The organism is Siccirubricoccus soli (assembly GCF_024178315.1).
Lineage (GTDB): Bacteria > Pseudomonadota > Alphaproteobacteria > Acetobacterales > Acetobacteraceae > Siccirubricoccus > Siccirubricoccus soli.
In genome coordinates, this window is sequence record NZ_JAMZIK010000060.1 from 1 (window position 1) to 25,506 (window position 25,506).

Genomic DNA, 25,506 nt, shown 5'->3' on the forward strand with positions numbered 1-25,506 from the left:
GCCGCCCGAGTTGCAGAGCGCCAGCACCTTGGCGCGCGAGGCCTGCGCCTGCAGCAGCAGCGCGGAGAAGTCGGTGGTCTCCGGGAAGGGGTAGGTGGCGGAACCGACCACGCGCCCGCCGGCGGCGGTGACGAAGCGGGTCGTGTCGCGCTGGAGCTGCTGGCCGAAGACGTAGTTGGCGGTGATGAAGAACCAGCTGTCGCCGCCGGCCGTCACCAGGGCACTGCCGGTGGATTTCGCCAGCATGTAGGTGTCGTAGGTCCAGTGGATCGTGTTCGGGCTGCACTGCGCGCCGGTGAGGTCGGTGGTGGCGGCGCCGGAGTTCAGCATCACCTTGTTCTTCTCGCGGCAGACCGTGTTGACGGCCAGCGCGACGGAGGAGGTCGGCACGTCGAGGACGGCATCCACCACGCCCTGGTCGAACCATTGCCGCGCGATGCCGGCGCCGACATCCGGCTTGTTCTGGTGGTCGGCGACGATCAGCTCGACATTGAGGGACGGGTTCGCGGCGTGGAATTCCTCGATGGCTTGGCGGGCGCAGATCGCGCTGGTGGGGCCGCCATCGTCGCGGTAGAGGCCAGACTGGTCGTTCAGCACACCGATACGAATCGTCTGATTCTGCGCATGGGCAGGGCGACGGGCCAGCGTGGTGGTGGCCGCCGCCCCGAGCAGGGTACGCCTACGGAACAGCATGGAGTTTTCCTCGTTTCTTGGTCTGGACGTCTGCCGGTGCGCAGCAAGGCGCAAAGCGACGGTGGCGGACAGCGCCTGGGCGAAGGGAGATGCCGCAGGCTGCGCCGGCCGGTTGCCGCTGGCCCAGTCTGCGCCCAGATGTGTTGCCTTCCAAGATGCCCCGAAGGCTGCCTCACCTGCCCGGCCGCATCCGCCGGGGACGCCCCCGCGGCCATCCGGCACGCCCGTTGCCGCGCCGGACCTCGGTTTCACGACGCGGACCTTCGCCGCCCCTGCGGCAGCGGCCATTCGAGAATGGAGGGACGGCCTTCCGGCCGGATCTCCCCCGCAGCCCATCCGAAGAGCACGGCGTTGTAGCCCTTGAACCGCGTGCTGCAGTAGAGGATGCCACGGAACCCCACCGCCCGCGCCGCATCGGCGACGAAGCGTGGCACGAAGTATTCCGGCTTCCAGGGGCTGCCGAGACCGGGCCGCAGCCGGTCCATCACCGCATTCAGCCCGGCGGTCAGCAGCGCGCCGTTGCGCTCGTGCCGGCCACCCGTGACGCCGGTCAGGTCCAGCAGCCCGCGGACTGGCGGGCACGGAAATGCTGCCCCCAAAGGATGCAGCGCGGCTTCGCCGCCGTCTCCGCGCAGGCGCCTTCGATGCTGGAAGCGAGGCGGAAGACGCTCTGGCCATGGTGGTTGAAGCGGCCTTCCGTCCAGTTCGCCGGAGGCGGGCCCATCTGCGCCGCGGTGTGACGGTCCGGCCCGCTCGGCAGCCGGGCGCGGTGCCAGAGCGCGTCCCTGAGGGTGAGCTTCGGCGCCCGCCGCACTATGGACAGGATGCGCCGTCCTACCTCGTGGTCCAGGCCGAGATGGGGGTAGCGCGCGAGATGCCCGCCGAACGACTCCATCTGCCGGGCCACATCCGTATCCGCGGCCATGCCGGCCGAAGCACCCCCCTTGCGCCGCGGTTCGTCGCAAGCCTTGCGGTTCCTGCCCGTGGCAGCCACCGGAGCAGGGCCGCCCATGGGCCCGCCGCAACCCTGCGGGGCCCCGGCAGCAGGGCGGGGCCCCGGAGCGGCAGGCGACCTCGTCGGAAGGGGTCAATCCCGCCAGGGATGCTGGTGCCAGAGCTTCTCGTAATGCGACTTCATCGCCACCAGCTCCGCCCGGTACTCATCCGGGCCCAGCAGCCGCAGCGGCAGGGCAAGCTGCGTCGCCACCGCCTGCCATTCCGGATCCTGCGCCGCCTGCCGCGCAGCATTCACCAGCTTCTCCAGCACCGGCCGCGGCAGGCCGGCGGGCGCGGCAAGGCCACGCATGGAGCCCTCCACCACGTCGAAGCCCTGTTCGCGGAAGGTCGGCACATCCGGCATCACCTGCCAGCGGCTGGGGCCCATCTGGCCGATCGGGCGGAACATGCCCTGGCGGTAATCGCCATAGGCCTCCCCCATATTCGTCACCGCCAGCTCGATCTGCTTCGACAGCGTCGCGGTGCGCACCGGGGCGCCGCCGGCGAAAGGCACGTGCAGCAGCTTGATGTCCGCCACCCGTTCCAGCGCCAGCATTGCCAGATGGTCGTCCGAGCCGATGCCGGAGGTGCCGTAGCTGATCTGGCCGGGCCGCTTCTTCGCTTCCGCCACTAGGTCGGCCACCGTCTTGATCGGGCTGTCCGGCAGCACCCAGACGGCGCCCGGATCGTCCACGATGTTCAGCACCGGCGCGAAATCGTCCAGCCGGAAGCGCGCCTGCGGCCGCTCGATCGGGATGGTGACGATAGTGGGAGTGTTGATGAAGCCGATGGTGTAGCCATCCGGCTTGCTGCGGGCGAGCTCGGTGAAGCCGATCTCCCCGGCAGCGCCCGGCCGGTTGGTTACCACGATGGGCTGGCCGAGATACTTCTCCATGATTTTGGCCAGCGGCCGCGCCGCGACATCCGTGCCGCCGCCGGCCGGGAAGGCCAGCACCATGTTCAGCGGATGGTCCGGGAAGGCCCCCTGGGCCCGTGCCGAGCGGCTGACAGGGGCGGCGAGCGGCGCGGCGGCGAGGCCTGCCAGGATGATGCGGCGGCGCATGGGTGGTCCTCCCGGAATTGGCCGTACGATGCGGACGGCCTTGCCAGGGATCGGACCACAGCGACGACGGCCGAGCAACCGTGCCGTCAGCCGGGCGGGCGGGCGATGAGGCCGGTCTTCTCCCCGCGGCGGAAGCCGGCGCCTTCGTAGAAGCGGAAGGTGGAGTCCCGCTGCGAGCCGGTAAGAAGCATCACCTTGTAGCAGCCGGCCGCCCAGGCGGCGGCGAGCGCCGCGGCCAGCACGGCGCGGCCGATGCCCTGGCGGCGGTGATCCGCATGGGTCACCACATTTTCGATGAAGGCATAGGGGCGGGTGCCGCGCGTCAGGTTCGGCACCTGGACCAGGGTACAGCTCGCCACCGCCTCCCCCGCCCGCTCCCCCAGGAAGATGGTGAGGCCCGGCATGGCCAGCATGGCCTGCCAGGCGGTGGCGGTCTGCGCGGGCGGCGGCGCCGGGTCCGCCGGGTGCAGGTGACGGTAGAGGGCCAGCAGGGCAGGCAGGTCGGCGGCGCCGGCGGCGCGGATGCGCAGATCGGTCATGGGGCCTCGGGCGTGAGCTGCGCAAGATGGCACGGGATTGCGCTTCGGCGGCAAGAGCCGCCTCTGGCATGGTTCCTGCCTGCCCGGCACGGGAAGACGCGGGGGAGGGTCCATGCGAGACTGGATGAAGCGCCTGCTGGCAGGTGCGATGTTGACGGGCGGCTTGGCCGCTTCGGCCCAGGCCGGCACCACGCTGGATGCGGTGCGGCGCAATGGCGTCGTCTCCTGCGGCGTCTCCACCGGGCTGGCGGGCATGTCCCAGCCCGATGCGAACGGCGTCTGGCGCGGCTTCGACGCCGATATCTGCCGCGCCGTCGCGACCGCGGTGTTCGGCGATGCGGGGAAGGTGCGCTTCGTCGCCACCACCGCCGCCACGCGCTTCACCGCGCTGCAATCGGGCGAGGTGGACATGCTCTCCCGCACCACCGCGCTGACCGTGGCGCGGGACAGCCAGATGGGGCTGACCATCACCGTCCCGCATTTCTTCACCGGCCAGGGCATCCTGGTGCACAAGCGGCTGAACATCACCAGCGCGGCGCAGCTCGACGGCGCCACCTTCTGCGCGACGCTGGCCAGCGAGATCGAGCGGAACCTGGCGGATTGGGCCCGTCAGAAGAATATCCGCATCACCACCGTGCCCTTCGACACCCCGCCCAACGTCCTGGCCGCCTTCCAGGCCGGGCGGTGCGACGCCATCAGCAACGACATGATCAACCTCTCCGGCAACCGCATGGCCTCCCCCAACCCGCAGGATCTGGTCCTGCTGCCGGAGCTGGTGTTCAAGGAGCCGCACGGGGTGCTGGTGCGGAACGGCGACCCGGAATGGGCGGCGCTGACGCGCTGGGCGGTGTTCGCGCTGATCCAGGCAGAGGAGATGGGGCTGACCAGCGCCAATGTGGAGCAGGTGCGCGCCACGACCCAGGACCCGAAGATCCGCCGCTTCCTCGGCCTGACGGAGAATGTCGGCACCGGCTGGGGCCTGCCCGCCTCCTGGGCCTATGAGGTGGTGCGGCAGGTGGGGAATTATGGGGAGGTATTCGAGCGCGGGCCTGGCAAGGTGCTCGGCATGGAGCGTGGCCCCAACCGGCTTTGGACCGAGGGCGGGATGCTGATGTCCTGGCTGTGGCAATGACCCCCATGACAGCGCTGCGCGCCGTCGCGGCCCCCCCCCGGGAGTCGCCTGCCGGTAGGGGCCTCGCACAGCTCGCCGCGGCTAAGCCGCGGCGAGCAACGGGCGGCGCGGTCAAGAGGCAGCGCCGCCCTGCGATAGAGCGTTTTCGGTTCACATGTGTTCACCGAAAACGCTCTACGCCTTGGTCTGCGGAGCAGATTCACGCCTTCGGGCGATGCCGCCCTCCGGCGATCTGCTCTAGCCCACGCTATTCCTCGAACCCCGCCACCGCCAGGATGGTGGCGAGGCTCGCCGCCATGCCGCGCAGGCTCTCGCCCTTCTCCACATCGATCCACTCCTCCAGCGAATGCGCTCGGCCACCGCGCCCGCCGCTGCCGATGCGTAGCGCCGGAATGCCGAGGCTCATCGGGATGTTCGCATCGGTGGAGGAGCTCTCGAAGACCGGCGTGTAGCCCTCCGCCGCCACCGCCGCGGCGGCGAACTGCGCGATCGGCGCGCTCTCCGGCGTGGCGCCGGCCGGGCGGTCGCCGATCGGGGCGATCTCCACCGTCACCGCGCCCTCGCGTGTCGAGCGCGCCGCATTCTCGGCTGCCACAGCCGCTTCGACGCCGGCCAGGAATTCCCGCTCCAGCCGGGCCAGCTCGGCGGCGCTCTCGCTGCGCAGATCCACCTCCATCCAGACCGCATTCGGGATGGCGTTCACCGAGGTGCCGCCGCCCAGTACGCTGACGCAATGCGTCGTCTTCGGCGCGTCCGGCGCCGCCAGCCCCGCCAGCGCCAGGCTGGCGCGGGCCATGGCATAGGCCGGGTTCACTAGGCCGAAGGCGCCGAAGCTGTGCCCGCCCGGGCCGCAGAAGGTCACGCGGAAGCGCTTGCTGCCAACGCCGCCGGTGACGATGCGATCGACCTCCGGGCTGTCCACGGTGAAGAAGGCCGCCACCCGGTCGCGGTGCCGCCCCTCCCGGAAGAAATGCCGCACGCCGCGGAGGTCGCCGAGCCCCTCCTCCCCCACATCGCCGAGGAAGAGCAGGTCGCAGCGCGTGACGATGCCGGCCTCGTCCAGCGCGCGCAGGAAGGCGAGGTTGACGGCGAGGCTCCGCGTGTCGTCGCCGACGCCGGGGGCGAAAAGCTTCGTCCCCTCCCGCCGCACCCGCACATCCGTGCCCTCGGGGAAGACGGTGTCGAGATGCGCGGCGACCACGACCGTCTGGCCATTGCCGCTGCCGCGGCGCCGGCCCATGACATTGCCCACCGCATCCTGCTCCACCTCCTCCAGCCCATGGGCGCGGAGCATCTCCAGATAGGCGCTAGCGCGCGCCGCTTCCTTGAAGGGCGGGGCAGGAATCTCGGTCAGGCGGATGATGTCCTCGACCGTCCGCTCATGCTCCCGGTCCAGCACGGCCAGGGCGGCCCGGAAGCGGAGATGGGCGCGAATGCGGGCGATGGTATCGGCGGCGCTGCTCATGGCTACCTCATCGCGGGGGCGCCGGGGCGGGTCAAGCGTGAAGCCGCACGGGGGCGGTTTCGAGAGGGGCGCCGCCCCTCTCGAACTCTCCCCGCCAAAGGCCGAAGGGCCTTTGGAAACCATGAGTTCGGACCCGAGGGTTCAGCCTGCAAGCCTGAAGGCTCCAAGGGCCCTGCGGGGCTTGGGGAGGGCAGAGCCCTTCTCAACCCTCGCCCTGCAGCGCCACCCGGAACTCGTCCAGCACCCGCAGCCGCCCGCCCGGCTGCTCCACATGCCAGAAGGCCCAGCCATTGCAGCTCGGCGCCTCCTGCACCAGCGCGCCCACCTGATGGATGGAGCCCTGCGCCCGGCCGCAGCGAATGGAACCGTCGGCGGCCACCACCGCCTGCCAGCGCCGGCCGCGGTCCACCAGCACCGTCCCGGCCGGCACCAGCCCGCGCTCCACCAGATGGCCAAAGGGAATGCGCTTCTGCTCGCGCTTGCCGGCGGTGACCAGGGCGGCGGACTCCGACAGCGGCTCGACGGAATCGATCCGGGCCTCGGCGGCCGCTGCATAGGCTGGGTCCCGTTCCAGCCCGATATAGCGGCGCCCCAGCCGCCGGGCGACGGCCGCCGTGGTGCCGGTGCCGAGGAAGGGGTCCAGCACCACCTCCCCCGGCTGGGTGCAGGAGAGGATCACCCGGTGCAGCAGGGCTTCCGGCTTCTGCGTCGGGTGCAGCTTCGCCCCTGTCTCGTCCCGCAGCCGCTCGGCGCCGGTGCAGAGCGGGATGAACCAGTCGCTCCGCATCTGCACCTCCTCGTTCAGCGACTTCATGGCCGCGTAGTTGAAGCGGTAGCGGCTTTCGGCGCCGCGGGCGGCCCAGATCAGCGTCTCGTGCGCATTGGTGAAGCGCCTGCCGCGGAAATTCGGCATCGGGTTCGCCTTGCGCCAGATGACGTCGTTCAGCACCCAGAAGCCGAGGTCCTGCAGCGCGGTACCGAGGCGGAAGATGTTGTGGTAGCTGCCGATGACCCAGATGGTGCCATCCTTGCGCAGCACACGGCGCGCCTCGGTCAGCCATTCGTGGGTGAAGGCGTCATAGGCGGCGAGGTCGTCGAAGCGGTCCCAGGCCTCGTCCACCCCGTCCACCAGGCTGTCATCCGGCCGGCGAAGATCGCCCTTGAGCTGGAGGTTGTAGGGCGGGTCGGCGAAGATGGCATGCACCGAGGCCGGCGGAAGCTGCCGCATCAGCGCGATGCAATCGCCGACCAGCACCTTGTCGAGCGGCAGGTCGAGCCCCGTCCCCACACCATCCCCCATGCAGCCCCACGCCCCCGCGACGCGGCGGCCCCATCGCCGCCACCATCGCCGCCGGGCGAGTCCGGGTCAACGCCCGCCTTGCGGGTCGCCCGCGACAGGGGCGCCTGCCGCCCTGGCAGGCCTTGTGTTCCGGTCGGCCACGCCGCCCCCCGCCCGGCTATCCCACGGGCCGGGCCAGGACCCGCCGGTCCGCCCGCCGGTTCGGCCACGGCCCCGGGCAGCGTGACCGAAACGGTGAGTGCCCCGATCGGGGAGTTGCCACCGCCTGAGTTCGGCAGCGCGATTGAGGGCACTGATGAGATGGCGGAAGGTGCCCCCTGCCTCGTTGCCATGGGCGGAAGCGCCGAGGGTGGTCGTGGGTCGGGGTGCGGGGGCTCCTGCAGCATGCTCACCGGCACCGCCTCGCGGGTGGAAACGCAGATCGGGGGCGCGCCTGCCCGCCATCCATGTCACGGCCGCGCAGGAGGATTGGGCCGCATGGGTCAGGCTGCGCGGCCTGAGCCCGCCGGACCTGTCGCATGGGCTGCGGTTCGGCACGATCCAGATGGCGCTGGACGCGGCGGCGCAGGGGCTGGGCGTGGCCATCGCGCGGCTGCCGGTCTGCGCCGACGACATCGCGGGCAACCGCGTCCGCGCGCTCGACCTGCCGACCGAGGGCGACACCACCTATTGGCTCGTCACCCGCCCCGGCCTGCTGCGGCAGCGGGAAGGGAGGCTGCTGGCGGCTTGGTTTCGGCACGAGTTGCAAGGCGAAGACGCGGCGGCGTGAATCGCGCTCGGGCCCGAGGCGCATGTAGCGTGAAACGAGGATGCCTGGGAGCGCTGCAAGGCGTGTCGGGAGTTCTCCTGGTCCGACCTCGGCGCTCCCCGGGTCGCCGCGCCAACCTTGGCGCCCCCTGCGAAAACGCTACCCCGGACGGACCGGTTCGCATGTCCGCGGCTGACGCAGGTGCCCGAGACCCTAGGTTCAAACGTGTTCAGGCGGAGCTTCTCCGGCCGCCGAAACCCGGACGGCGCAGAACTTGAACTCCGGGATCTTGCCGAAGGGATCGAGGGCCGGATTGGTCAGCAGGTTGGCGGCGGCCTCAGCGTAGCAGAAGGGCAGGAACACCATGCCCGCCGGAACATCGCGGTCGGCGCGGACCTTGACATCCACGGCGCCGCGCCGCGTCTCCAGCCGTGCCAGCCCGCCAGCCGTTAGCCTCAATCGGCCCAGCTCCGCCGGCGACAGCAATGCCACGGCCTCAGGTTCCAGCAGGTCCAGCACGTCAGAGCGCCGGGTCATCGAGCCGGTGTGCCAATGCTCCAGCACGCGTCCGGTGGACAGCACCATCGGGTAATCGGCATCCGGCAGCTCGGCCGGCGGCGTGACCCGGGCAGGCACCAGCCGCGCCCGCCCGGTCGCGGTCGGGAAGCCGCTGGCGAACAGGATCTCGTTGCCCGGCCGGTCCGGCGCATCCGTGGGATAGGTCACGGCGCCTTCGCGCTCCAGCCGCTCCCAGCTGATATTGGCGAGGGAGGGCATCACGGCGGCCATCTCGGCGAAGATCTCGCGTGGGCCAGCATAATCCCAGCCGAGTCCGAGCCGGTGGGCGATTTCCTGGACGATCCACCAATCCGGACGTGCCTCCCCCGGCAACGGCACCACAGGGCGCGCCATCTGCACGCGCCGGTCGGTATTGGTGAAGGTGCCGGCCTTCTCGAAAAACGCCGAGGCGGGCAGCACCACATCGGCATGAAAGGCTGTCTCGGTCAGGAACAGGTCCTGCACCACCAGGTGCTCGAGCCGTGCCAGCGCCGCACGCGCATGGTGCAGGTCAGGGTCGGACATGGCCGGGTTCTCGCCCTCGATATACATGCCGCGGATGGTGCCGGCATGGATCGCCTGCATGATCTCCACCACGGTCAGCCCGGGCTGCGGGTCTAGCGCCGTCCCCCAGTAGCGTTCGAAGGCGGTGCGGATCTCCGGCCGCGCCACCGGCTGGTAGTCCGGCAGGACCATCGGGATCAGCCCTGCATCCGAGGCGCCCTGCACGTTGTTCTGGCCGCGCAGCGGGTGCAGCCCGGTGCCGGGCCGGCCGATCTGCCCGGTGATCAGGGCCAGGGCGATCAGGCAACGGGCATTGTCCGTGCCATGCACATGCTGGCTGATGCCCATGCCCCAGAAGATGATCGAGGCGCGCGCTCCGGCATAAAGCCGGGCCACGGCCCGCAGCGTGGCGGCAGGGATGCCGCAGACCGCCTCCATCCGCTCGGGTGGGAAGTCACGGATGCGCTCGCGCAGCTCGGCGAAGCCTTCGGTGTAGCCGCGGATATACTGCTCGTCGGCGAGGCCCTCCTCGATGATCGTGTGCAGCATGGCGTTCAGCATCGCCACGTCGCTGCCAGGCCGGAAGGCGAGGTTGTAGGTCGCCAGGCGGGAAAGGCTCTGGCCCCGCGGGTCCATCACCACCAGCTTCGCGCCGCGCTGCCTCACCGCGTTCTTGATGAAACTGGCGGCGACCGGGTGGTTCACCGTCGGGTTGGCGCCGATGACGAAGATCACTTCGGCATCAAGCGCCGCCGAGAAGGGTGCGGTCACCGCGGCGGAGTTCAGCCCCTCCATCAATGCGGCAACCGAGGAGGCATGACAGAGCCGCGTGCAGTGGTCGACATTGTTGCTGCCGAAGCCGGTACGCACCAGCTTCTGGAACAGATAGGCTTCCTCGTTCGAGCCCTTGGCGGAGCCGAAGCCGGCGAGCGCCTTCGGCCCATACGCCTCGCGCAGGCGGCGCAGCCCGCCGGCGGCGGCGTCCAGCGCCTCCTCCCAGCTCGCCTCGCGGAAGTGGGTCCAGGGATTCGCCGGGTCGACCTCGTCATCGGCGCGCTTGGGAACGCCCTCGCGGCGGATCAGTGGCCTGGTCAGCCGGTGCGGGTGATGGGTATAGCCGAAGCCGAAGCGCCCTTTCACACAGAGCCGCTGATGGTTGGCCGGACCGTCCCGGCCCTCGGCATGGATGATCCGGTCGTCCTTCACCGCATAGGTGACCTGGCAGCCGACGCCGCAATAGGGGCAGAGCGAGTCCACCTGCCGGTCCGGCCAGACGGTCCGCGTTTGCTGCTCGTTCAGATAGGCCGCCGGCATCAGCGCCCCGGTGGGGCAGGCCTGCACGCATTCGCCGCAGCCGACACAGGTGGAGGCGCCCATCGGGTCGTCGAAGTCGAACACCACCTTGGCACCGGCGTTGCGGTACGCCATGCCGATGACGTCGTTGACCTGCACTTCCCGGCAAGCGCGCACGCAGAGATTGCAGTGGATGCAGGCGTCGAGGTTGACGCGCATGGCCGGGTGACTGGGGTCCGGCGCCCAACGCCGCACGGCAGGGAACCGGCTGGACTGCAGGGCCATGCTTTCCGCCCCGCGCCAGAAGCGGGAGGTGGGATCGTGCGAGGCCTCGCGCGCCGGCTGGTCGGTGAGGAGAAGCTCCATGACCACGCGCCGCGCGTTCCGCGCCCGCTCGCTGGCGCTGCGCACGACCATGCCGGGGCTGGGTTGCCGCATGCAGGAGGCGGCCAGCACGCGCTCCCCTTCGATCTCGACCATGCAGGCGCGGCAATTGCCGTCTGGGCGGTAGCCCGGCTCGGCCGAATGGCAGAGATGCGGAATTTCGGTGCCGAGGCGGCGGGCCGCTTCCCAGATGGTCTCGTCGGCCAGAGCCTCCACCGCGACGCCATCCAGCGCGAAGGGAATGGACCCGCTCATCGGCTGCTCCCCCCGGGGCTGCTCTCCTGGGCGGTGACGTGGTCCGGGAAGTGGCGCAGCAGGCTGGTCAAGGGATTGGGCGCGGCCTGGCCGAGGCCGCAGATCGAGGCGTCGCGCATCACCGCCGCCAGCTCGGCCAACAGCGCGCCGTCCCAGACGGGGCGCTCCATCAGCAGGCGCGCCTTCTGCGTGCCGACCCGGCAGGGCGTGCACTGGCCGCAGCTCTCATCCTCGAAGAAGCGCATCAGATTCAGGGCAGCGGCGCGCAGGTCGTCGCGGTCGGAGAGCACGATCACCGCCGCCGAGCCGATAAAGCAGCCATAGGGTTCCAGCGCACCGAACTCCAGCGGCACATCGGCCAAGCTGGCCGGCAGGATGCCGCCCGAGGCGCCGCCGGGCAGGAAAGCGGCGAGGCGATGGCCCTCCGTCATGCCGCCGCAGAACTCCTCCACCAATTCGCGCAAGGTGATCCCGGCCGGTGCCAGCTTCACCCCCGGCTCGCGCACCCGGCCGGAGACGGAGAAGGACCGCAGCCCCTTCCCGCCATGCCGTCCGTGCGCTGCCCACCATTCCGGTCCACGCTCCAGGATGTCCCGCACCCAGTACAGGGTCTCGACATTGTTGATCAGGGTGGGCTGGCCGAAGAGGCCGCGCTGGAAGGGATAGGGCGGCTTGTGGCGAGGCAGGCCGCGCTTGCCCTCCAGGCTTTCCAGCAGGGCGGATTCCTCGCCGCAGATATAGGCGCCCGCGCCGCGGCGCAGATGCAGGCGCGGCCCGCCCGGCGGCAGCTTCGCGATTTCCCGGCGCAGGATCTCGCGCGCCAAGGGATATTCGTCGCGGAGGTAGAGATAGACATCCTCGGCCTCAATGACATGCGCGGCGATCAGCGTGCCTTCCAGGATGCGGTGCGGGTCGGTGTTGAGGTAATGCCGATCCTTGAAGGTGCCCGGCTCGCCTTCATCGGCATTCACTGCCATCAGGCGCGGGCCCGGCTCGCCGCGCACCGCGCGCCATTTGCGGCCGGTGGGGAAGCCGGCGCCGCCCAGGCCACGCAGCCCGCTATGCTCCATCGCGGCCAGCACCGCCTCGGCGCTGAGCGCGCCACTACGCACCCGTTCCAGCAGGGCATATCCGCCCCCGGCGCGATACTGTGTGGCATCCACATAGGACGCGATGTGGGGATGGGTATCGCCCTGCCGGATCGCCTCCAGCACAGCCGGTACCGTGGCCCGATGCAGGAAGTGATGCCCGACCTCGACCACCGGGGCCTGGTCGCAGAGGCCGAGGCAAGGCGCGCGCAGCACCCTGGCCGCCCCCCCCACCTGCGCCGGCAAGGTTGCGAGCAATGCCTCCGAGCCGTGCATCGCGCACCCCAGGCTGTCGCAGACGCGCACCGCGAGCGGCGGCAGCGCCGGCGCCCCTTCCTTCACCACGGCGAAATGCGCGTAGAAGGTTGCCACCTCATAGACCTCGACTTCCGACAGCCGCATGGCCTCAGCCAGGGCCGCCAGCCAGGCGGCGGGTATCTGTCCGAAGCGGTCCTGGATCAGATGCAGATGCTCAATCAGGAGGTCCCGGCGGCGGGGGCGATCGGCGAGGAGCGCCTCCAGCTCCGCCCGCACCTGCGGATCGACCTGCCTGCCCCGCGGCGTCGCACGGGCCGGGTGGCGGCCGCGCGCCGGACCGGGCTTTCCTGCGGCCCCGGGGTTTATGGGCTGCGTCGGTAACATCTGGGCTAGAGGCTCCGGTCAGGATGGAGCCCAAGCTTCATGGGCTGCGCCGGCCATGTTTCAGAAATGGTGACTCCCACCGCCGATCCTCCCGCCCTGCTTATTGCTTGATCCTACTGGATGTCCCTTCAGGAGGGGTCCCGATTTTACTGTGCCCACTTTGGCCTGACCCAGAACTGGGGGTCCATGGGGTTGTGAGACGGTTGGCCTGGGTGAGCTTGCCCCGACCTTGGACCAGCCGGAGTGGCGGAAGGAACCGGAAGCGAACACTCTCCGGGGTCGTCCGGCACCGACAACGGCTGGTACCTGTCCTTGGCGCTCTCCTCACGCTTCAGCGGACGTACAGGGAGCGATGCGGCGGACATAGCAGGCCGGGCCACCGGCTACGGCCGTAGCGGTGGGAGAGATAAACTTCGGCGGCACGCCGCTCGCAGCGAAGACCGCGTCCAGTACGACCCGGTACGCGCTCCCGCGAATTCACCGAGGGCGCCTTGGATATGCCCATCCGCCTCATGGCCAGACGACGATTGTACTACCTCAGGCGGTGGGCGTCACAAGCGATTCAGTCAGCCCGGAATCCGCTCTAGAAAACGTTGGCGAGCGCATCTTCACGGGTAATCGCGCCATGTACCTCGAAGGCGTTGCGCTCGACCCAGTTGTGGCGAAGCAGGCCATCCGGCCCCACTTCCCATACAGCGGTTCCGGTCATTTCGAAGGGCACGCCATTTGGCTGCGTGCCCATCAACCCATTGTTGCGTCCTGTCACGCGCCAGCGTGACGCGACGCGGCTGCCATCGTGGTTTTGGAATGTCTCGACGATATGGAATTGAAAGCCGTGGACCTTTGCCAGAAACTCGTTAACCCATGCTTTGAATGGCTCCCGCCCAATAATTTCCCGGCCTCCGGACGTGATGACGAACTCCTCGTGAACCAGGCGATCAATCGCGTCCGGATTCTGCGGCTGCTGCCATACCTCGCGCCAGAAATTCTCGACGATGGCAACACTGTCCAGTTGCGTCATGCTGATATGCTCCTGTTGTTCGCGACCTCCAGGTGTGGGAGGTCCATGCACCTATTGACGGTCTCGCTGTGTAGCCGCCGTCGGCGGAGATCGGACGCCCCCGAGAAGTGTGACTTGCCGACTGCGGAGAACACGATTGCGGCGGCAAATTCGTCGAGACAACCCAGCCGCTCTACGGGCAGGCCTTTCGCCAAGCTATTCGCGCCTGCTGCATCGCCAGCAAAGCGGATAACCATGTCTGTATCGGCTGGACTTGGCGCCTTGGTGTTGGCTCGCAGTCCAGAGCCGGCGACCTGGAGCGCCACCGATTTCATCGGGCCTTTCATGGCATGCTCCCCCGCGACGTAGATGGCGGCATCAGCTGTCCCCCTCCTGCCGACCGCAGAAGGCAGGTTGACGATGCTGCCTCTGCCTTGCGCCGGTCATTGCCCGCCATACATGAAATGATCCTAAGAGCGTTCGTATCGAAGGTCGCCGCGTAGTTTCGGCGGTTGCTCGACTACCGGGCCGAGAGGGGCTCCGGTGCCGGCGTTGTTGGCTGCGGCATCCAGGCAGCCGAGGCAAGCGAGACAGCCGAGGCAATCCTCTGGGCTCAGCTCTGCCAAGCGGAACCAAGGATGATCGAGCAGAAATTCATCCGCTTGTAGTTGGGGTCCTTCAATGCCAGCACGTCTGCCTTGACGTTGCCGAAGGTCGTCAGCGGCTTCTTGATGATGCCGTCTGCAAAATGGTCGATGATGTTTTCCTTGAAGTTGGTTTCGCGCGGGTGATGTGCGCAGACATGGTCGCGCTGTTCATGGGTGAAGTCGTGATAGGCGATGCCGAGTACGTCCATCTCGACGCCAGCCGTCACCAGCGCAATCGTCGGGCGCATATGCTCGGGGATTCCGGGTGTGGTGTGGAGCGCGATCGCGGTCCAGACGTCCTCGACGTCGCGCTCGGGCACGCCATAGCTCTTCATGAACTCGCGTGCGGCGTTGGCACCATCGACTTCGAACCGCAGATCAGGGCTCGAGTAGCGCTCCGTCAGCCCCATATCGTGGAACATGGCACCCAGATAGAGGAGCTCCGGGTCGTACTTCAGCCCGCGGCGCTCACCGGTCAGCGCGCCCCAGAAGAAGACGCGGCGGCTGTGATTGTAGAGCAGGTCGTCCTCGGTATCGCGGACGAGCTGCGTGGCGGCACGGGCGATGGCACTGTCCGGCACCCGAATACCGGCGATGATGTTGGACATCAAACACACTCCTTCTTTGGGCAGACCTCCGGATCGACGTGAGTCGTCGTGCGGAGGCTGCGGGTTGTCAGGATTAGGAGGCGCTGCGGGTTATTCCGCGGCTGCCTCTGCGGACGTAAATCCCAGCGCCTTGGCCACGCCGGCGCCGTAGGCTGGATCGGCTTTGGCGCAGTTGACGATATGCCGCCGCTTCACCTCAAGACGGGCATCCCCCATCGCACGGGCGGTGTTCTCGAAGAGAAGCTGCTGCCGGGCCGGCGTCATCTTGCGGAACAGAATGCCCGGCTGCTCATAATGGTCCTCGTCAACGCGATGGTCCCAATGAGCCGCCGCCCCCGACAGTTCGAGCGGTGGTTCGGCGAGCCGCGGATCGTGGTCGATCCAGCCGCCCTTGCTATTGGGCCAGTAGGTCGGCGTCGCACCCAGGTTGCCGTCGGTGCGCATCGCGCCGTCGCGGTGATAGCTGTGGAATGGGCATTTGGGTGCGTTGACCGGGATGTGGTTGAAGTTGACACCCAGCCGGTAACGCTGCGTGTCGCCATAGGAGAAGAGACGCGCCTGCAGCATTTTGTCGGGCGAAAAGCCGATGCCCGGCACGGTATTCGCCGGGGAGAAGGCGGCCTGCTCGACCTCGGCGAAATAGTTGTCCGGATAGCGATCGAGCTCCATCACGCCGACCTCGATCAGCGGATAGTCTGCCTTCGGCCACACCTTGGTGAGATCGAAGGGATTATGCTTGTGGGCCCTGGCCTGTTCGTCAGTCATCACCTGGACGAACAGTGTCCAGCGCGGGAACTCGCCGCGTTCGATCGCGTCGAGCAGATCGCGCCCGTGGCTCTCGCGATCGCGGGCGACCAGGGCCGCCGCCTCATCGTCCGTCAGGTTTTCGACACCCTGCTGCGTGCGGAAATGGAACTTGACCCAGACCCGCTCATTGGCCGCATTGACCATCGAGAACGTGTGGCTGCCGAAACCGTGCATGTGCCGAAAGGACCTGGGAATGCCGCGATCGGACATGACAATCGTCACCTGGTGCAGTGTCTCGGGAAGCAGCGACCAGAAATCCCAGTTGTTGTCGGCCGAGCGCAGCCCGGTGCGTGGGTCGCGCTTGATCGCGTGATTCAGGTCGGGGAAGCGCAGCGGATCGCGGAAGAAGAAAACCGGCGTGTTGTTGCCGACGATGTCCCAGTTGCCTTCCTCGGTGTAGAATTTGAGGGCGAAGCCCCGGATGTCGCGTTCCGCATCCGCCGCACCACGCTCGCCGGCCACCGTGGAAAAGCGCGCGAACAACGGTGTCTTCTTGCCGATCGCGGAAAAGATCTTGGCCTTCGTGTAGCGGGTGATGTCATGCGTGACAGTGAAGGTGCCGTAGGCGCCCCAGCCCTTCGCATGCATGCGTCGCTCCGGGATCACCTCCCGATCGAAATGCGCCAGCTTCTCGATCAGCCAGACATCCTGCAGCAACGCCGGGCCGCGCGGACCAGCCGTCATGATATTGAGATTATCGGCCACCGGCGCGCCTGTGGCATGCGTCATGGAAGGGCGAGAATCGCTCATAATCGGCTTCCTGTTCTGCCAGGAGGATCGGAGGGGGCGGGTGCCCGGTCTCGGCGTCAGAAGCCGAAATCGGAGAGCCCGGGATGGTCGTCAGGCCTGCGGCCGAGCGGCCACAGGAACTTGCGGCTCAGTTCGGCAATCGGATGTTCGTTGATGCTGGCGATGCGCCGTCGCATCAGCCCTTCCGCGTCGAACTCCCAGTTCTCGTTCCCGTAAGCGCGGAACCAAGTGCCGCTATCGTCATGGAATTCGTAGGCGAAGCGCACGCTGATGCGATTGTCCGTGAAGGCCCATAGCTCCTTGAGCAGCCGGTAATCGATCTCCCGCGTCCATTTGCGGGTGAGAAAAGCCTCGATCTCGGAGCGGCCGGTGATGAACTCGGCCCGGTTCCGCCATTGGCTGTCGGGCGTGTAGGCGAGCGCAACCCTGGCAGGATCACGGCTGTTCCAAGCGTCTTCGGCAATGCGGACCTTCTCGATCGCACTTGCTCTGGTGAACGGGGGAACAGGAGGGCGCATGACCATGTCTCCAGGGCGTTCCAACGGACAAGGACTTGCCCGTATTTCGCAATGGAGCCGTGCAGGGAGCAACGAGGCTGATCCAGCGGATCAGGACAAGGGGGCATCGTTTTCTGACACCCATGGCGGTGAGCACCGCCGCTGCGCCGCTCACGAGCGTTCGCCGCCCCTTAGGATGGCCAAGCCGCTCTGGTGCCGACCTGGTCGCGCCCGACGTAGAGGATGTCCACGGAGACCATTCGGCTGCGGAAGCTGCTGCCGTGTCACCGGGCCCGGCTTCGTATCACTAGGTTGGGCCGGCCCGTCGGAAGCTCGCGCGATACTGGGCTGGAGTCACGCCAAGACGCGCACTGAAGACGATCCTCATCCTGTCCGCCGAGCCGAAGCCACATTCATAAGCGACGGCCTTGAGCGGCCGGTTGCTCCCTTCCAGCATCATACGTGCCGCATCGACACGCGCGCGCTCGATGAACTCGTGCGGCGTGATCCCAGCCTCCTGGACGAAATGTCGTGCCAAATTGCGGGGGCTCATCCCCACCATGGCGGCAAGCGACTCCAGTGTATGGCGGCCTGCGATATTCGCCATGACGTGGTCCTGAATGCGAGCAATCGGCGATGCTGGATCGGCGGGCGCAGTGAGATAGGGGCTGAATTGCGACTGTCCACCTTGGCGCTGGGCCACAACAACCAACCGCTTGGCGACCTTCAGCGCCGTTTCGACGCCGTGCCGCTGGCCGACCAGCGCCAGCGCAAGATCGATGCCGGCGGTCACTCCGGCCGAGGTGACGAGACGTCCATCGCGAACGTAAATCGCATCCAGCTCGACCGCCGCCTTCGGGAATTTCACTGCGAGAGCCTGTGCGTTCTGCCAGTGGGTCGTGACTCTCCTGTCGTCCAGGAGACCGGCATGGCCAAGCACGAAGGCACCGGTGCAGATCGAGCCATAGATGCTGGAGCGCCAGGGTGCCTCCTTGACCCATCGAAGCAGGTCAGCATCGGGTTCTGCTTCCGGCAATGCGGGCCCGCCGGCAACCAGGATGATATCGAAGCCACCGGTCGCCTCCTCAAAGGTGAGGTCAGCCATCATTCCCATGCCGTTTGAAGCCCGCAACGTATCGCGGGTTGCCCCGACCAGGACCGTTTCATAGCGGTTCGTACTGTCCACATAGGCATTCGCCTCCGCGAACACGTCTACCGGCCCCGCGACATCCAGTGCCTGGACGCCGTCGTGGACGACAATTGCGACTGCCTGTATCGGCAACTCGTACGGCCTCTTCTTGTTTGCAGCTCGCGCTTCTGCGGCCAGCCGAGATCATTCTTCATTAGCTCTCCCCTCGAAGGCAAGGCGTGCCGCTTGCATCTTTGCCGTCTTCTGATTGGCCCAGACCAGACCCGCCGAAGACCCTGCTCAGCGTCAAGCCGAGCTCGATGGGCTGGCGCTCTACCTTGAGCGGGATCGCGGGGTGGACCGCCCGGATTTATCGATCTGTTACGGCCATCTGCCTCAATGTGTGCATCGGCATCTTTTGGCCGGTACTGCCGCGCGCTGCCTGTACAGATTGCGTAATGCTGTCCGTGGCGATGGCCTTGTGCCCGAATTCGGAAATGCCCCCCACTTCCGCGAATAATTCAGCACGCCCAACGGGAGCCCAAGATGATGCTATGGAGATTCCAGGCAGGCCCTCATGAGGAGGGGCGCCTTCGACCAGCAGGGCGAAAGGCCGCGATGAGTTAGCGGCGGCTGGCGGCGCAGAGGTGATGGCCTGGAAAAGGCACGCGCCAGAGGCTCGCGCTAAGCTGAGGCGGCAAGCAAGAACACAGGGAGGCAACCATGACGCATTCGATCGTCAAGCGCCGGGACTTGATGGCTCTGGCAGCCACACCAGTGCTTGCCGTGCCACGGCTCGCCACGGCGCAGCAGAACTGGCCGGCGCGCCCGATCACGATGGTCGTGCCCTATCCACCTGGCGGCACCACGGATCTCGCAGCTCGCCCGGTAGCGCCCAAACTGAGCGAAATCCTCGGCCAGGCTGTCGTGATCGAGAACCGGGGTGGCGCCGGCGGCTCCATCGGTGCGGCGGCCGTGGCCCAGGCGAAGCCGGATGGCTACACGCTGCTCGCCTTCCCCACGGCCGTGCTGACCATCAGCCCGCATATCATGAGCTTGCCTTACGACCCGGCCACCGCCTTCACGCCCATCTCCATGAGCGCGGTTGCCTATGGCGTCATTGCCGCGCACCCGTCCCTGCCTTTCCGCGATATCGCCGGGCTTGTCGCCCATGCAAAGGCCCATCCTGGGCAACTTCGCTTCGGCTCGGCCGGGAACGGCACCATCACCCAGCTCTCCGGGGAAATGTTTGCCGAGGCCACTGGCATCCGCCTGGAGCATGTGCCCTATCGCGGCTCAGCGCCGTCGCTGACCGACCTCCTCGCCGGGCGGGTACAGTTGCTCTTCGATCCGGTGGCACTCCCGGCAATCCAGGAGGGCCGGGTTGTCGCCATTGCCACGATCGCCGAGACGCGCAATCCGCAACTGCCCGCGGTACCGACACTCCGGGAAGCCGGGCTCCAGCAGGCCGAGGCCCTGCCCTGGTTCGGCATTGCCGCGCCGACGGGCCTGCCGCGCCCGATCCTGAACCGGCTGACCCGGGCGCTCGAAACCGCCCTAGCGGCCCCTGAGGTGGCACAGGCAATGGCGTTGATGGGCCTCACGCCGAGATTTGAGGCAGGAGAGGCTTTCGCCAATCGCATCCACCGAGAGCGCGAAATGTACGGCGCCGTGGTGCGCCGGATCGAAGCGAAGGCGGGTTAGCCTCGTCGTGGCAAGCCGCCGTCACCGGGCGATGGAGGCTTCCTAACAGCGGCGCGTGCGGACCCTTACACGCACCCGGACATCGCGCCAGCCCCAGGGCTAGTTGAGGGGCAGCGGTTACGGCCAAACGCCCCTCGGCGGCGCTGTGCCGGACGGTGCCTGCCTGCAGGTCCGACCCGCCCCGGCCAGCCGCAGGTGGCGCGCGTTCAGACCCATCACCTGCCAAATGCACCAGCGTCCCGCAGCGACCGGATCTCTGCCGTCGTGTAGCCGTGCTCGGCCAGGATTGCGTCCGTGTCCGCGCCGGGTACCGGCGGTGGCGGCGCTGCCGGAGATTTGGATTGGCCGGCAATGTGCAATGGGCTGTCCACCGTCCAGCCGCCTGCCGTGGTTTGGCGGATTGCCCCGGTGGCGCGCGGTTGGGCTGCTTGCGCCGCGTCTTGCGTCGTCGCTATCGCGTCGAACGTCAGCCCAGCTCCATCCAGCAGGGGCCGCCATTCGGCCAGGGTACGACCCGCAAAGGCTTCGTCCAGCAATCCTATGAGTATCTGCGCGTTCTCCCGGCGCAAGGCGGGAGTGGCGAAGCGAGGGTCGTCGCCCCAGTCCGGCGATCCAAGCACGGCCAGCAGGGCCGGCCATTGCCGTGGCTCATTCAGCAGGGCCAGCAGGAACCATTGGCCGCAGCCTGCTCGGTAGAGGTTGCTCATCGCGTTCGGGGCCTGATCGCGCGGTGGGCGGGGAATGAACTCGGCTCCGTCCAGCGCAGCCTGCACCATGAAGCTATTCGCCCATAGCCCGGCATCGAGCAGCGAAGCATAGACGAAGCCACCTTGTCCCGTACGTTCCCGCCGATAGAGTGCTGTAGCGATGGCCCCATAAAGGGCCAGGCCGGCCGGGTGGTCGCCCATGCCAGACACCGAGCGGGCAGGCGGCGCCCCCGCATGCGGTCGGACGAGGTCCATCAGCCCGCTGCGGGCCCAGTAGGCGGTTGCATCAAACCCGGTCTTGTCCGCCTCCGGCCCGGTCTCGCCATAGGCGGTGAGCGCCGCATAAACCAGCCGAGGGTTGATCGCCATCAGCATCTCTGGCGCAATCCCAAGTGAAGTACGCAGCCGCGGCACGGAGTTGGTCACGAAGACATCGGTGGTGCGGATGAGATGGTGGAGCACCGCCTGGGCTTCCGGCCGCTTGAGGTCCAGCGTGAGCCCGCGTTTGCCACGGTTGTCCAGCACCCAAGGATAGTTCGTGTCCCCGCGCGGCAGACCAGGAGCGCTGCCCAGCGCACGATAGGCGTCGCCGCCGGGAGGCTCGAGCTTGACCACGCTGGCGCCGAAGTCGCCCAGGATGGTCGCCGCAGAGGGTGCGGCGACGTAGGTGGCGGCATCGATCACCTTAAGCCCAGTGAAGATCCCGACCATTTGCGACGTTCCTCTCAGGCTTTTCGCCATGCTGCGGCGAAATGGCGTCCAGCGGCAATCCCTGACCGCCCGTGGCGAGGCGCAGGCGGCCTCAGCAGCGCATGCCGTGGGTGAAAGCGACCCTGCCATGGGTACCGCTGGCGCCTCCTCCAAGCCCGCGGCGGTCCGTCCCGACCGCCGCTGGGCAACTCCGCTCAGCCGCGCGTGAAGTTCCTGAGCTCGCCCTCGGCCCAGGCCATGGCCTGGTCCATCGTCTGGCCGCCCTGCGCCACGCGGGCGATCATCTTGGTGTTGATCGCCTGGACATAGGCCTGCACCGCCGTTTCTGCCGGCGCCGGGGCGAAGGCAACCGTCAGCTGCCCCTGCTGGTGCGGCTTGTCCGGGTAGTTGTAGGCGAAGCCGGTCGGCGGCCCCTCGGTCTCCCAGACCTTGAAGTCGGACATGCTCTGGAAGGGCGGGATGTCGTAGCCAGCCGTCGCCGTCGACTGTCGTTCGGCACTCGGCCGCTCGGAGAGGAATTCGATCAGCGACTTCGCCGCCGTCTTGTTCCTTGAGAAGCTCCATATGCCCCAGAAGAACGGCAGGAAGGGGGTGAACCGCCCTTCCGCCCCGGCCGGGAAGGGCGCGTACCAGCACTTCTCAGCCACCTGGGGCGCGTCCCGCTTCGCCACCGCCCAGGCCGAAGGCGGGTTGAACACCAGCGCCGACCTGCCGGAGATGAGCGCGCGGTTGTTGGAGGCGTCGTCCCAGGCCCAGATATCGGCCGGCAGGTGCTTCGACAGGCGGATGATATACTCCGTCGCCTGCTTCAGCTTGTCGTTGCCGCGGACAGTCACCTGCCCCTCGGCATCCATCATGCTGGCGCCGAAGCTGCGGAACAGCGCGCCCACCCAGTCCACCGCGTCGGAATACTGGCCCATCGGCAGGGCGAAGGGGTAGCCGGCGGCGTTGCACTTCTCCGCCGCCGTCAGGAAGGTGTCCCAATTCCAGGTATCGGCGCCCGGGCCGCGTTCCGGCCTGGCCGGCCACATCGCGCGGATGTCGATCCCGGCATGCGCCTGGAACAGATCGTAGCGGATGCAGGCGGGCTTGATCTGGGTGCCGGCCACGGCGGGTACGGCGCGCCAACTACCCTCCCGCTTCGCCAGGTATTCAGCCACGGGCGTGATGGCGCCGTATTTCTTCTGCAGCCGCTCGACCACGTCGTCCACCGGCTCCAGCAGCGCGGCGTGAGAAGACGGCTCCCAGGTCGGCATGGCGATGATGTCGTGGCCGCTGCGCGACTGCGCCTCGGACGCAATGGCGAGCAGGATCTGGTTGCCGGCGGACACCAGCCGGTCGATCTTCACCTCCACCCGGTTCTTTGCGCCCCATTCCTCGCAGAGTTCGCGGATGATGTCGTTGCCCGCCGGGACCCAGTGTTCCCAGAAGGCGCAGCGAAGCACCCCTGCCGAGCCCTGGCCATGGACATTGAAGAGGGGCAGCGCGGCTCCGGCCGCGCCCGCCAGCAATGCCGCGCGTCGGGTCATTCCGTATCGTGTCATGGTGTTGCCTCCCGTGGGTGACTTGCTGTCACCTCACGGAAGGAGCTTACGTAACGGCGCGGCCGCGGTGGTGGGCGGCGCCACCGCCGCCGGAAACTGTGAATGGACAGCGACAGACCTTTGTGCGCCGCCGTGATGGTCCATGCAAGCTGGCGACCCGCCTCGGTCAGCGCCGCAGGATGGGAGGCAGGCTCAAGACGTGCCTCGAAGAGCGTGCAGCCATTACTTGGTGTACACCCGCCCAGCCCCGCATCATTGCGGCCGAGACGGGGTGACGCCGGCGAAGCCTTGCAACGCCAGGTAGTGCGATCCGGCGCTCCGGCTGAGAGCGAACTCGGCATGCATTGACCGATGCGTCGGCTCTTGAAGCCCTGAAGAGCGGCACGGACGTCCTCCTCGTGCATCCGCGCATAACTCTCATAAAATCCTGGGGGCAGCGCCAAAACAGTGGCGACCAGACACGGTCCGGGTACCGCTGATGATTCGGTGGCGGCCGGGTCGGAAGACGGTGGCGACGCCGATGGCGGACGGCGTGGCGCCGGTCAAAGCGTGTGTTGGCCCGGCTCTGACGAAGACATTGACGCAGGCGCTTCGGTGCCGTCGACTATACGATGGGGGGGTAATGGCTCAACGATCGCGCCAGGGCCGCTCCTGCCACAGCGCGCGCACCGTGTCCTCGATGCCCTGCGCCATGCGGCGATACTCGGCGCCAATGAGCGGGCGCAGCGGCATGAACTGCCGTTCGGCCTCGGCCACAGAGCGCGGGTCAGCCAACGCTCCGCGGAACGCCTCTTGCAGCCGCTCGGCAATGGGGCCAGGCAGGCTTGGCGGCCCCAGGATGCCTCGGGATGCGGCGCCGATCACTTCGAAGCCGAGCTCCCGCATGGTTGGCACCTCGGGGGCAGTCGGACTGCGCTCGGCCGCCGCCACGGCTAGGGCGCGCACCTTGCCCTCGCGCTTCAGGGCAATGGCATCGCTGATGTTCACTGCCGCGAGGTCGAGGTGCCCGCCGAGCAGCTGCGGGAAGAGCACGGCATTGCCGTTGAACGGCACGTGCACCAGCGGTGGGACGCGTGCGGTAGATTCGAAGGCAATAAGGAAAAGGTGATCGTCCGACCCAATGCCGGTCGTGCCGCACGAGATAGTGCCCGGTGCGGCGCGGGCACGGGTGATGAGATCGGCGACATCTCGAACGGGGCTGCCCGCGGCGACGTAGAAGGCGTTCGGATCTTCGACAACATTAGCCAAGAAGGTGAACTCCATCGCGCGGTAGCGGGCCGGGCGCTCAACCGGGATCGCCATCTGCGCCGGCATGCTGGTGGCGCCGAACGTGTAGCCATCCGGGGCCGCGTTGAAGGTCGCCTCCAGCCCGATCTGCGAGCCGGCTCCGGGGCGGTTGGTGACAACCGCCCGCAGGCCGGGGATGCGCTCAGCGACCAGCGGCATAACCAGGCGGACCATGCCGTCGAGCGGCCCCCCCGGAGTGACCGGGACGATCACCTCGACGGAGCGGTCTGAGCTAGGCCAAGCACTGAATGTCTGGGCATGGGCGAGGCGGGGGATAGCGAGCACGGCAACAGCAGCCGCACCGAAATGGCGGCGAATGAACATGGCCGGACCTCCCTGGTCCCTGGTGTCGTTGATATGACACTGCTCCGGGTCCGCCGCGCCGTTCAAGTGCTATGGCGCAGCGGCTCACCTCGGTTCGGGCTGCCGACCATGCCGCCGAACCGTGAGTACCACTTTCGGGTGCAAAGGCCGACGAAACGGGCTTGTCGCCAGAGGCGCCGCGGTTCGCCACAACCCCAAAGCCTCGAGCCCTTCATTGGCAAGCCCCCCGATGCCCGACCTGTTCAGTCCCTACACACTCAAAGACGCCACCCTCCGCAACCGCATCGCTATGTCGCCCATGACAGTGCACCGGACGATGGATGGACGGATGGCCGGCATCCGCGGCCACTCCATGAGACACCAGCCGTACCCAGCAGGTGCGTCCGCCTCTCTCATCCGCCGCGATGGAGACGCCAGCGGCAACCCATCCTAAAACTGCTTGGCGAGCCGGCACTTGAATGATGGCATGGCCTCATCGGGATCGCGCAGTTCTGGCGCCGGGCTGTCTCGTGATGGTGATCTGTGCCAGCGTCACCGGTCGGAAGTCCCAGGCATCGACACCAACATCGGTCTGCCGCGGCAGCGGCGCTAGGCGGCCGTGGCTATGGCCGTGCAGATTGACCCAGCCCTTGTTCATATTGCGCCAGGTGCGGAATGCGTAGTGGCAAAGCACGATGCCGACCCCGTCCAGGTCGATCTCGGCATAGGGTTGAACGCTCGACCACCCGGCCAAGCTCGTCGTAGCGGCTGGATCGTTGTTGCCGGTGATGAGGTGCTTGCGGCCGTGCAGCCGGGCGAGCAGTTCCGCCATCGCGGTCGGTGACATACGAAGGGCAAAATCGCCTAGGTGCCAGACCTCGTCTTCTGGCCCCACGGTTGTGTTCCAGCGTTCAAGCATGGCCGCATCCATCTCGGCCACGGAGCCGAACGGCCGGCGATAAAGGGCTCGTGCCCTTGCATCTCCGAAATGAGTGTCGCTGGTGAAGAAGACCGTCATAACGCTGATCGTGCCATAGTCAGGCTCATTGGATTGGTGGGCACTCCGGCATTCGTGGCCGCACCACCACCAGATCGACCATTCACTTGGCCTGCTACGGCAAAGCCACCGGCATGGGCCGACGTGAGTTCCGC

At 67.7% G+C, this 25,506-nt stretch carries 21 protein-coding genes and 1 pseudogene; 3 read left to right on the top strand and 19 right to left on the bottom strand.

The window, feature by feature from the left end:
- The 5 genes from NJ376_RS10030 to NJ376_RS10050 all read right to left on the bottom strand — a co-directional run.
- Positions 1-693: ABC transporter substrate-binding protein (locus NJ376_RS10030; RefSeq protein WP_252953108.1), on the bottom strand; the 693-nt coding region annotated here is incomplete at its 3' end.
- A 248-nt stretch (positions 694-941) separates the two neighbouring features.
- Entirely contained in the window at positions 942-1,292 is a 351-nt protein-coding gene (locus tag NJ376_RS10035; RefSeq protein ID WP_252953109.1) for an RES domain-containing protein, read from the bottom strand.
- On the bottom strand, positions 1,244-1,588 hold the full coding sequence (locus tag NJ376_RS10040) for an RES domain-containing protein (protein ID WP_252953110.1): 345 nt from the start codon (positions 1,586-1,588) through the stop codon (positions 1,244-1,246). The genes NJ376_RS10035 and NJ376_RS10040 overlap by 49 nt, the downstream gene beginning before the upstream one ends.
- A 192-nt stretch (positions 1,589-1,780) precedes the next feature.
- A complete protein-coding gene (locus tag NJ376_RS10045; protein WP_252953111.1) occupies positions 1,781-2,752 on the bottom strand; it encodes a tripartite tricarboxylate transporter substrate binding protein in 972 nt (323 codons plus the stop codon).
- Between the two features lie 86 nt (positions 2,753-2,838).
- A complete protein-coding gene (locus tag NJ376_RS10050; protein ID WP_252953112.1) occupies positions 2,839-3,291 on the bottom strand; it encodes a GNAT family N-acetyltransferase in 453 nt (150 codons plus the stop codon).
- Positions 3,292-3,403: 112 nt separating this feature from the next.
- On the opposite strand from NJ376_RS10050, the gene NJ376_RS10055 reads away from it, so the two are divergent.
- Positions 3,404-4,423 (top strand): amino acid ABC transporter substrate-binding protein, encoded by a 1,020-nt coding sequence (locus NJ376_RS10055; RefSeq protein ID WP_252953113.1) that lies wholly within the window; start codon positions 3,404-3,406, stop codon positions 4,421-4,423.
- 247 nt (positions 4,424-4,670) lie between these two features.
- Here the strand turns inward: NJ376_RS10055 and NJ376_RS10060 are convergent, their stop codons facing one another.
- Both NJ376_RS10060 and NJ376_RS10065 read right to left on the bottom strand, forming a co-directional pair.
- Positions 4,671-5,888 carry a M20/M25/M40 family metallo-hydrolase gene (locus NJ376_RS10060; RefSeq protein WP_252953114.1) on the bottom strand — a complete coding sequence of 406 codons (1,218 nt, stop codon included), beginning with the start codon at positions 5,886-5,888 and terminating at the stop codon, positions 4,671-4,673.
- A 202-nt stretch (positions 5,889-6,090) separates the two neighbouring features.
- Positions 6,091-7,188, bottom strand: coding sequence for a site-specific DNA-methyltransferase (locus NJ376_RS10065; protein ID WP_252953115.1), 1,098 nt, complete (start codon positions 7,186-7,188; stop codon positions 6,091-6,093).
- Positions 7,189-7,483: 295 nt separating this feature from the next.
- On the opposite strand from NJ376_RS10065, the gene NJ376_RS10070 reads away from it, so the two are divergent.
- Positions 7,484-7,957 carry a LysR substrate-binding domain-containing protein gene (locus tag NJ376_RS10070; RefSeq protein WP_252953116.1) on the top strand — a complete coding sequence of 158 codons (474 nt, stop codon included), beginning with the start codon at positions 7,484-7,486 and terminating at the stop codon, positions 7,955-7,957.
- A gap of 198 nt (positions 7,958-8,155) precedes the next feature.
- Here the strand turns inward: NJ376_RS10070 and fdhF are convergent, their stop codons facing one another.
- The 8 genes and pseudogenes from fdhF to NJ376_RS10110 form a co-directional block, all read right to left on the bottom strand.
- On the bottom strand, positions 8,156-10,930 hold the full coding sequence (fdhF, locus tag NJ376_RS10075; protein WP_252953117.1) for a formate dehydrogenase subunit alpha: 2,775 nt from the start codon (positions 10,928-10,930) through the stop codon (positions 8,156-8,158).
- Positions 10,927-12,552: an NAD(P)H-dependent oxidoreductase subunit E gene (locus NJ376_RS10080; RefSeq protein ID WP_370288148.1), complete on the bottom strand. Its 1,626-nt coding sequence runs from the start codon at positions 12,550-12,552 to the stop codon at positions 10,927-10,929. The genes fdhF and NJ376_RS10080 overlap by 4 nt, the downstream gene beginning before the upstream one ends.
- 691 nt (positions 12,553-13,243) lie before the next feature.
- A complete protein-coding gene (locus NJ376_RS10085; RefSeq protein ID WP_252953119.1) occupies positions 13,244-13,681 on the bottom strand; it encodes an ester cyclase in 438 nt (145 codons plus the stop codon).
- A pseudogene (locus NJ376_RS10090) lies at positions 13,678-14,085 on the bottom strand (SDR family oxidoreductase); the annotation flags it as partial. The gene NJ376_RS10085 and the pseudogene NJ376_RS10090, both read right to left, overlap by 4 nt.
- Positions 14,086-14,273: 188 nt before the next feature.
- The gene (locus NJ376_RS10095; protein ID WP_252953120.1) at positions 14,274-14,915 is read right to left on the bottom strand and encodes an HD domain-containing protein; all 642 of its coding nucleotides are present in this window, start codon (positions 14,913-14,915) and stop codon (positions 14,274-14,276) included.
- Positions 14,916-15,005: 90 nt separating this feature from the next.
- On the bottom strand, positions 15,006-16,472 hold the full coding sequence (locus tag NJ376_RS10100; protein ID WP_252953121.1) for a catalase: 1,467 nt from the start codon (positions 16,470-16,472) through the stop codon (positions 15,006-15,008).
- A gap of 56 nt (positions 16,473-16,528) precedes the next feature.
- A complete protein-coding gene (locus NJ376_RS10105) occupies positions 16,529-16,990 on the bottom strand; it encodes a nuclear transport factor 2 family protein (protein ID WP_370288150.1) in 462 nt (153 codons plus the stop codon).
- Between the two features lie 286 nt (positions 16,991-17,276).
- The gene (locus NJ376_RS10110; RefSeq protein ID WP_252953123.1) at positions 17,277-18,251 is read right to left on the bottom strand and encodes a GlxA family transcriptional regulator; all 975 of its coding nucleotides are present in this window, start codon (positions 18,249-18,251) and stop codon (positions 17,277-17,279) included.
- A gap of 570 nt (positions 18,252-18,821) precedes the next feature.
- Between NJ376_RS10110 and NJ376_RS10115 the strand changes: the two genes are divergently transcribed.
- Positions 18,822-19,802, top strand: a complete 981-nt coding sequence (locus tag NJ376_RS10115) for a Bug family tripartite tricarboxylate transporter substrate binding protein (RefSeq protein ID WP_252953124.1) — start codon at positions 18,822-18,824, stop codon at positions 19,800-19,802.
- 215 nt (positions 19,803-20,017) lie between these two features.
- Here NJ376_RS10115 and NJ376_RS10120 read toward each other — a convergent pair whose 3' ends face one another.
- The 4 genes from NJ376_RS10120 to NJ376_RS10135 form a co-directional block, all read right to left on the bottom strand.
- Entirely contained in the window at positions 20,018-21,220 is a 1,203-nt protein-coding gene (locus NJ376_RS10120) for a CaiB/BaiF CoA transferase family protein (protein WP_252953125.1), read from the bottom strand.
- 194 nt (positions 21,221-21,414) lie between these two features.
- Positions 21,415-22,749, bottom strand: a complete 1,335-nt coding sequence (locus NJ376_RS10125; RefSeq protein ID WP_252953126.1) for an ABC transporter substrate-binding protein — start codon at positions 22,747-22,749, stop codon at positions 21,415-21,417.
- Positions 22,750-23,391: 642 nt separating this feature from the next.
- Positions 23,392-24,375 (bottom strand): tripartite tricarboxylate transporter substrate binding protein, encoded by a 984-nt coding sequence (locus NJ376_RS10130; protein ID WP_252953127.1) that lies wholly within the window; start codon positions 24,373-24,375, stop codon positions 23,392-23,394.
- 472 nt (positions 24,376-24,847) lie between these two features.
- On the bottom strand, positions 24,848-25,372 hold the full coding sequence (locus NJ376_RS10135; RefSeq protein ID WP_252953128.1) for a metallophosphoesterase family protein: 525 nt from the start codon (positions 25,370-25,372) through the stop codon (positions 24,848-24,850).
- Positions 25,373-25,506 lie beyond the last annotated feature (134 nt).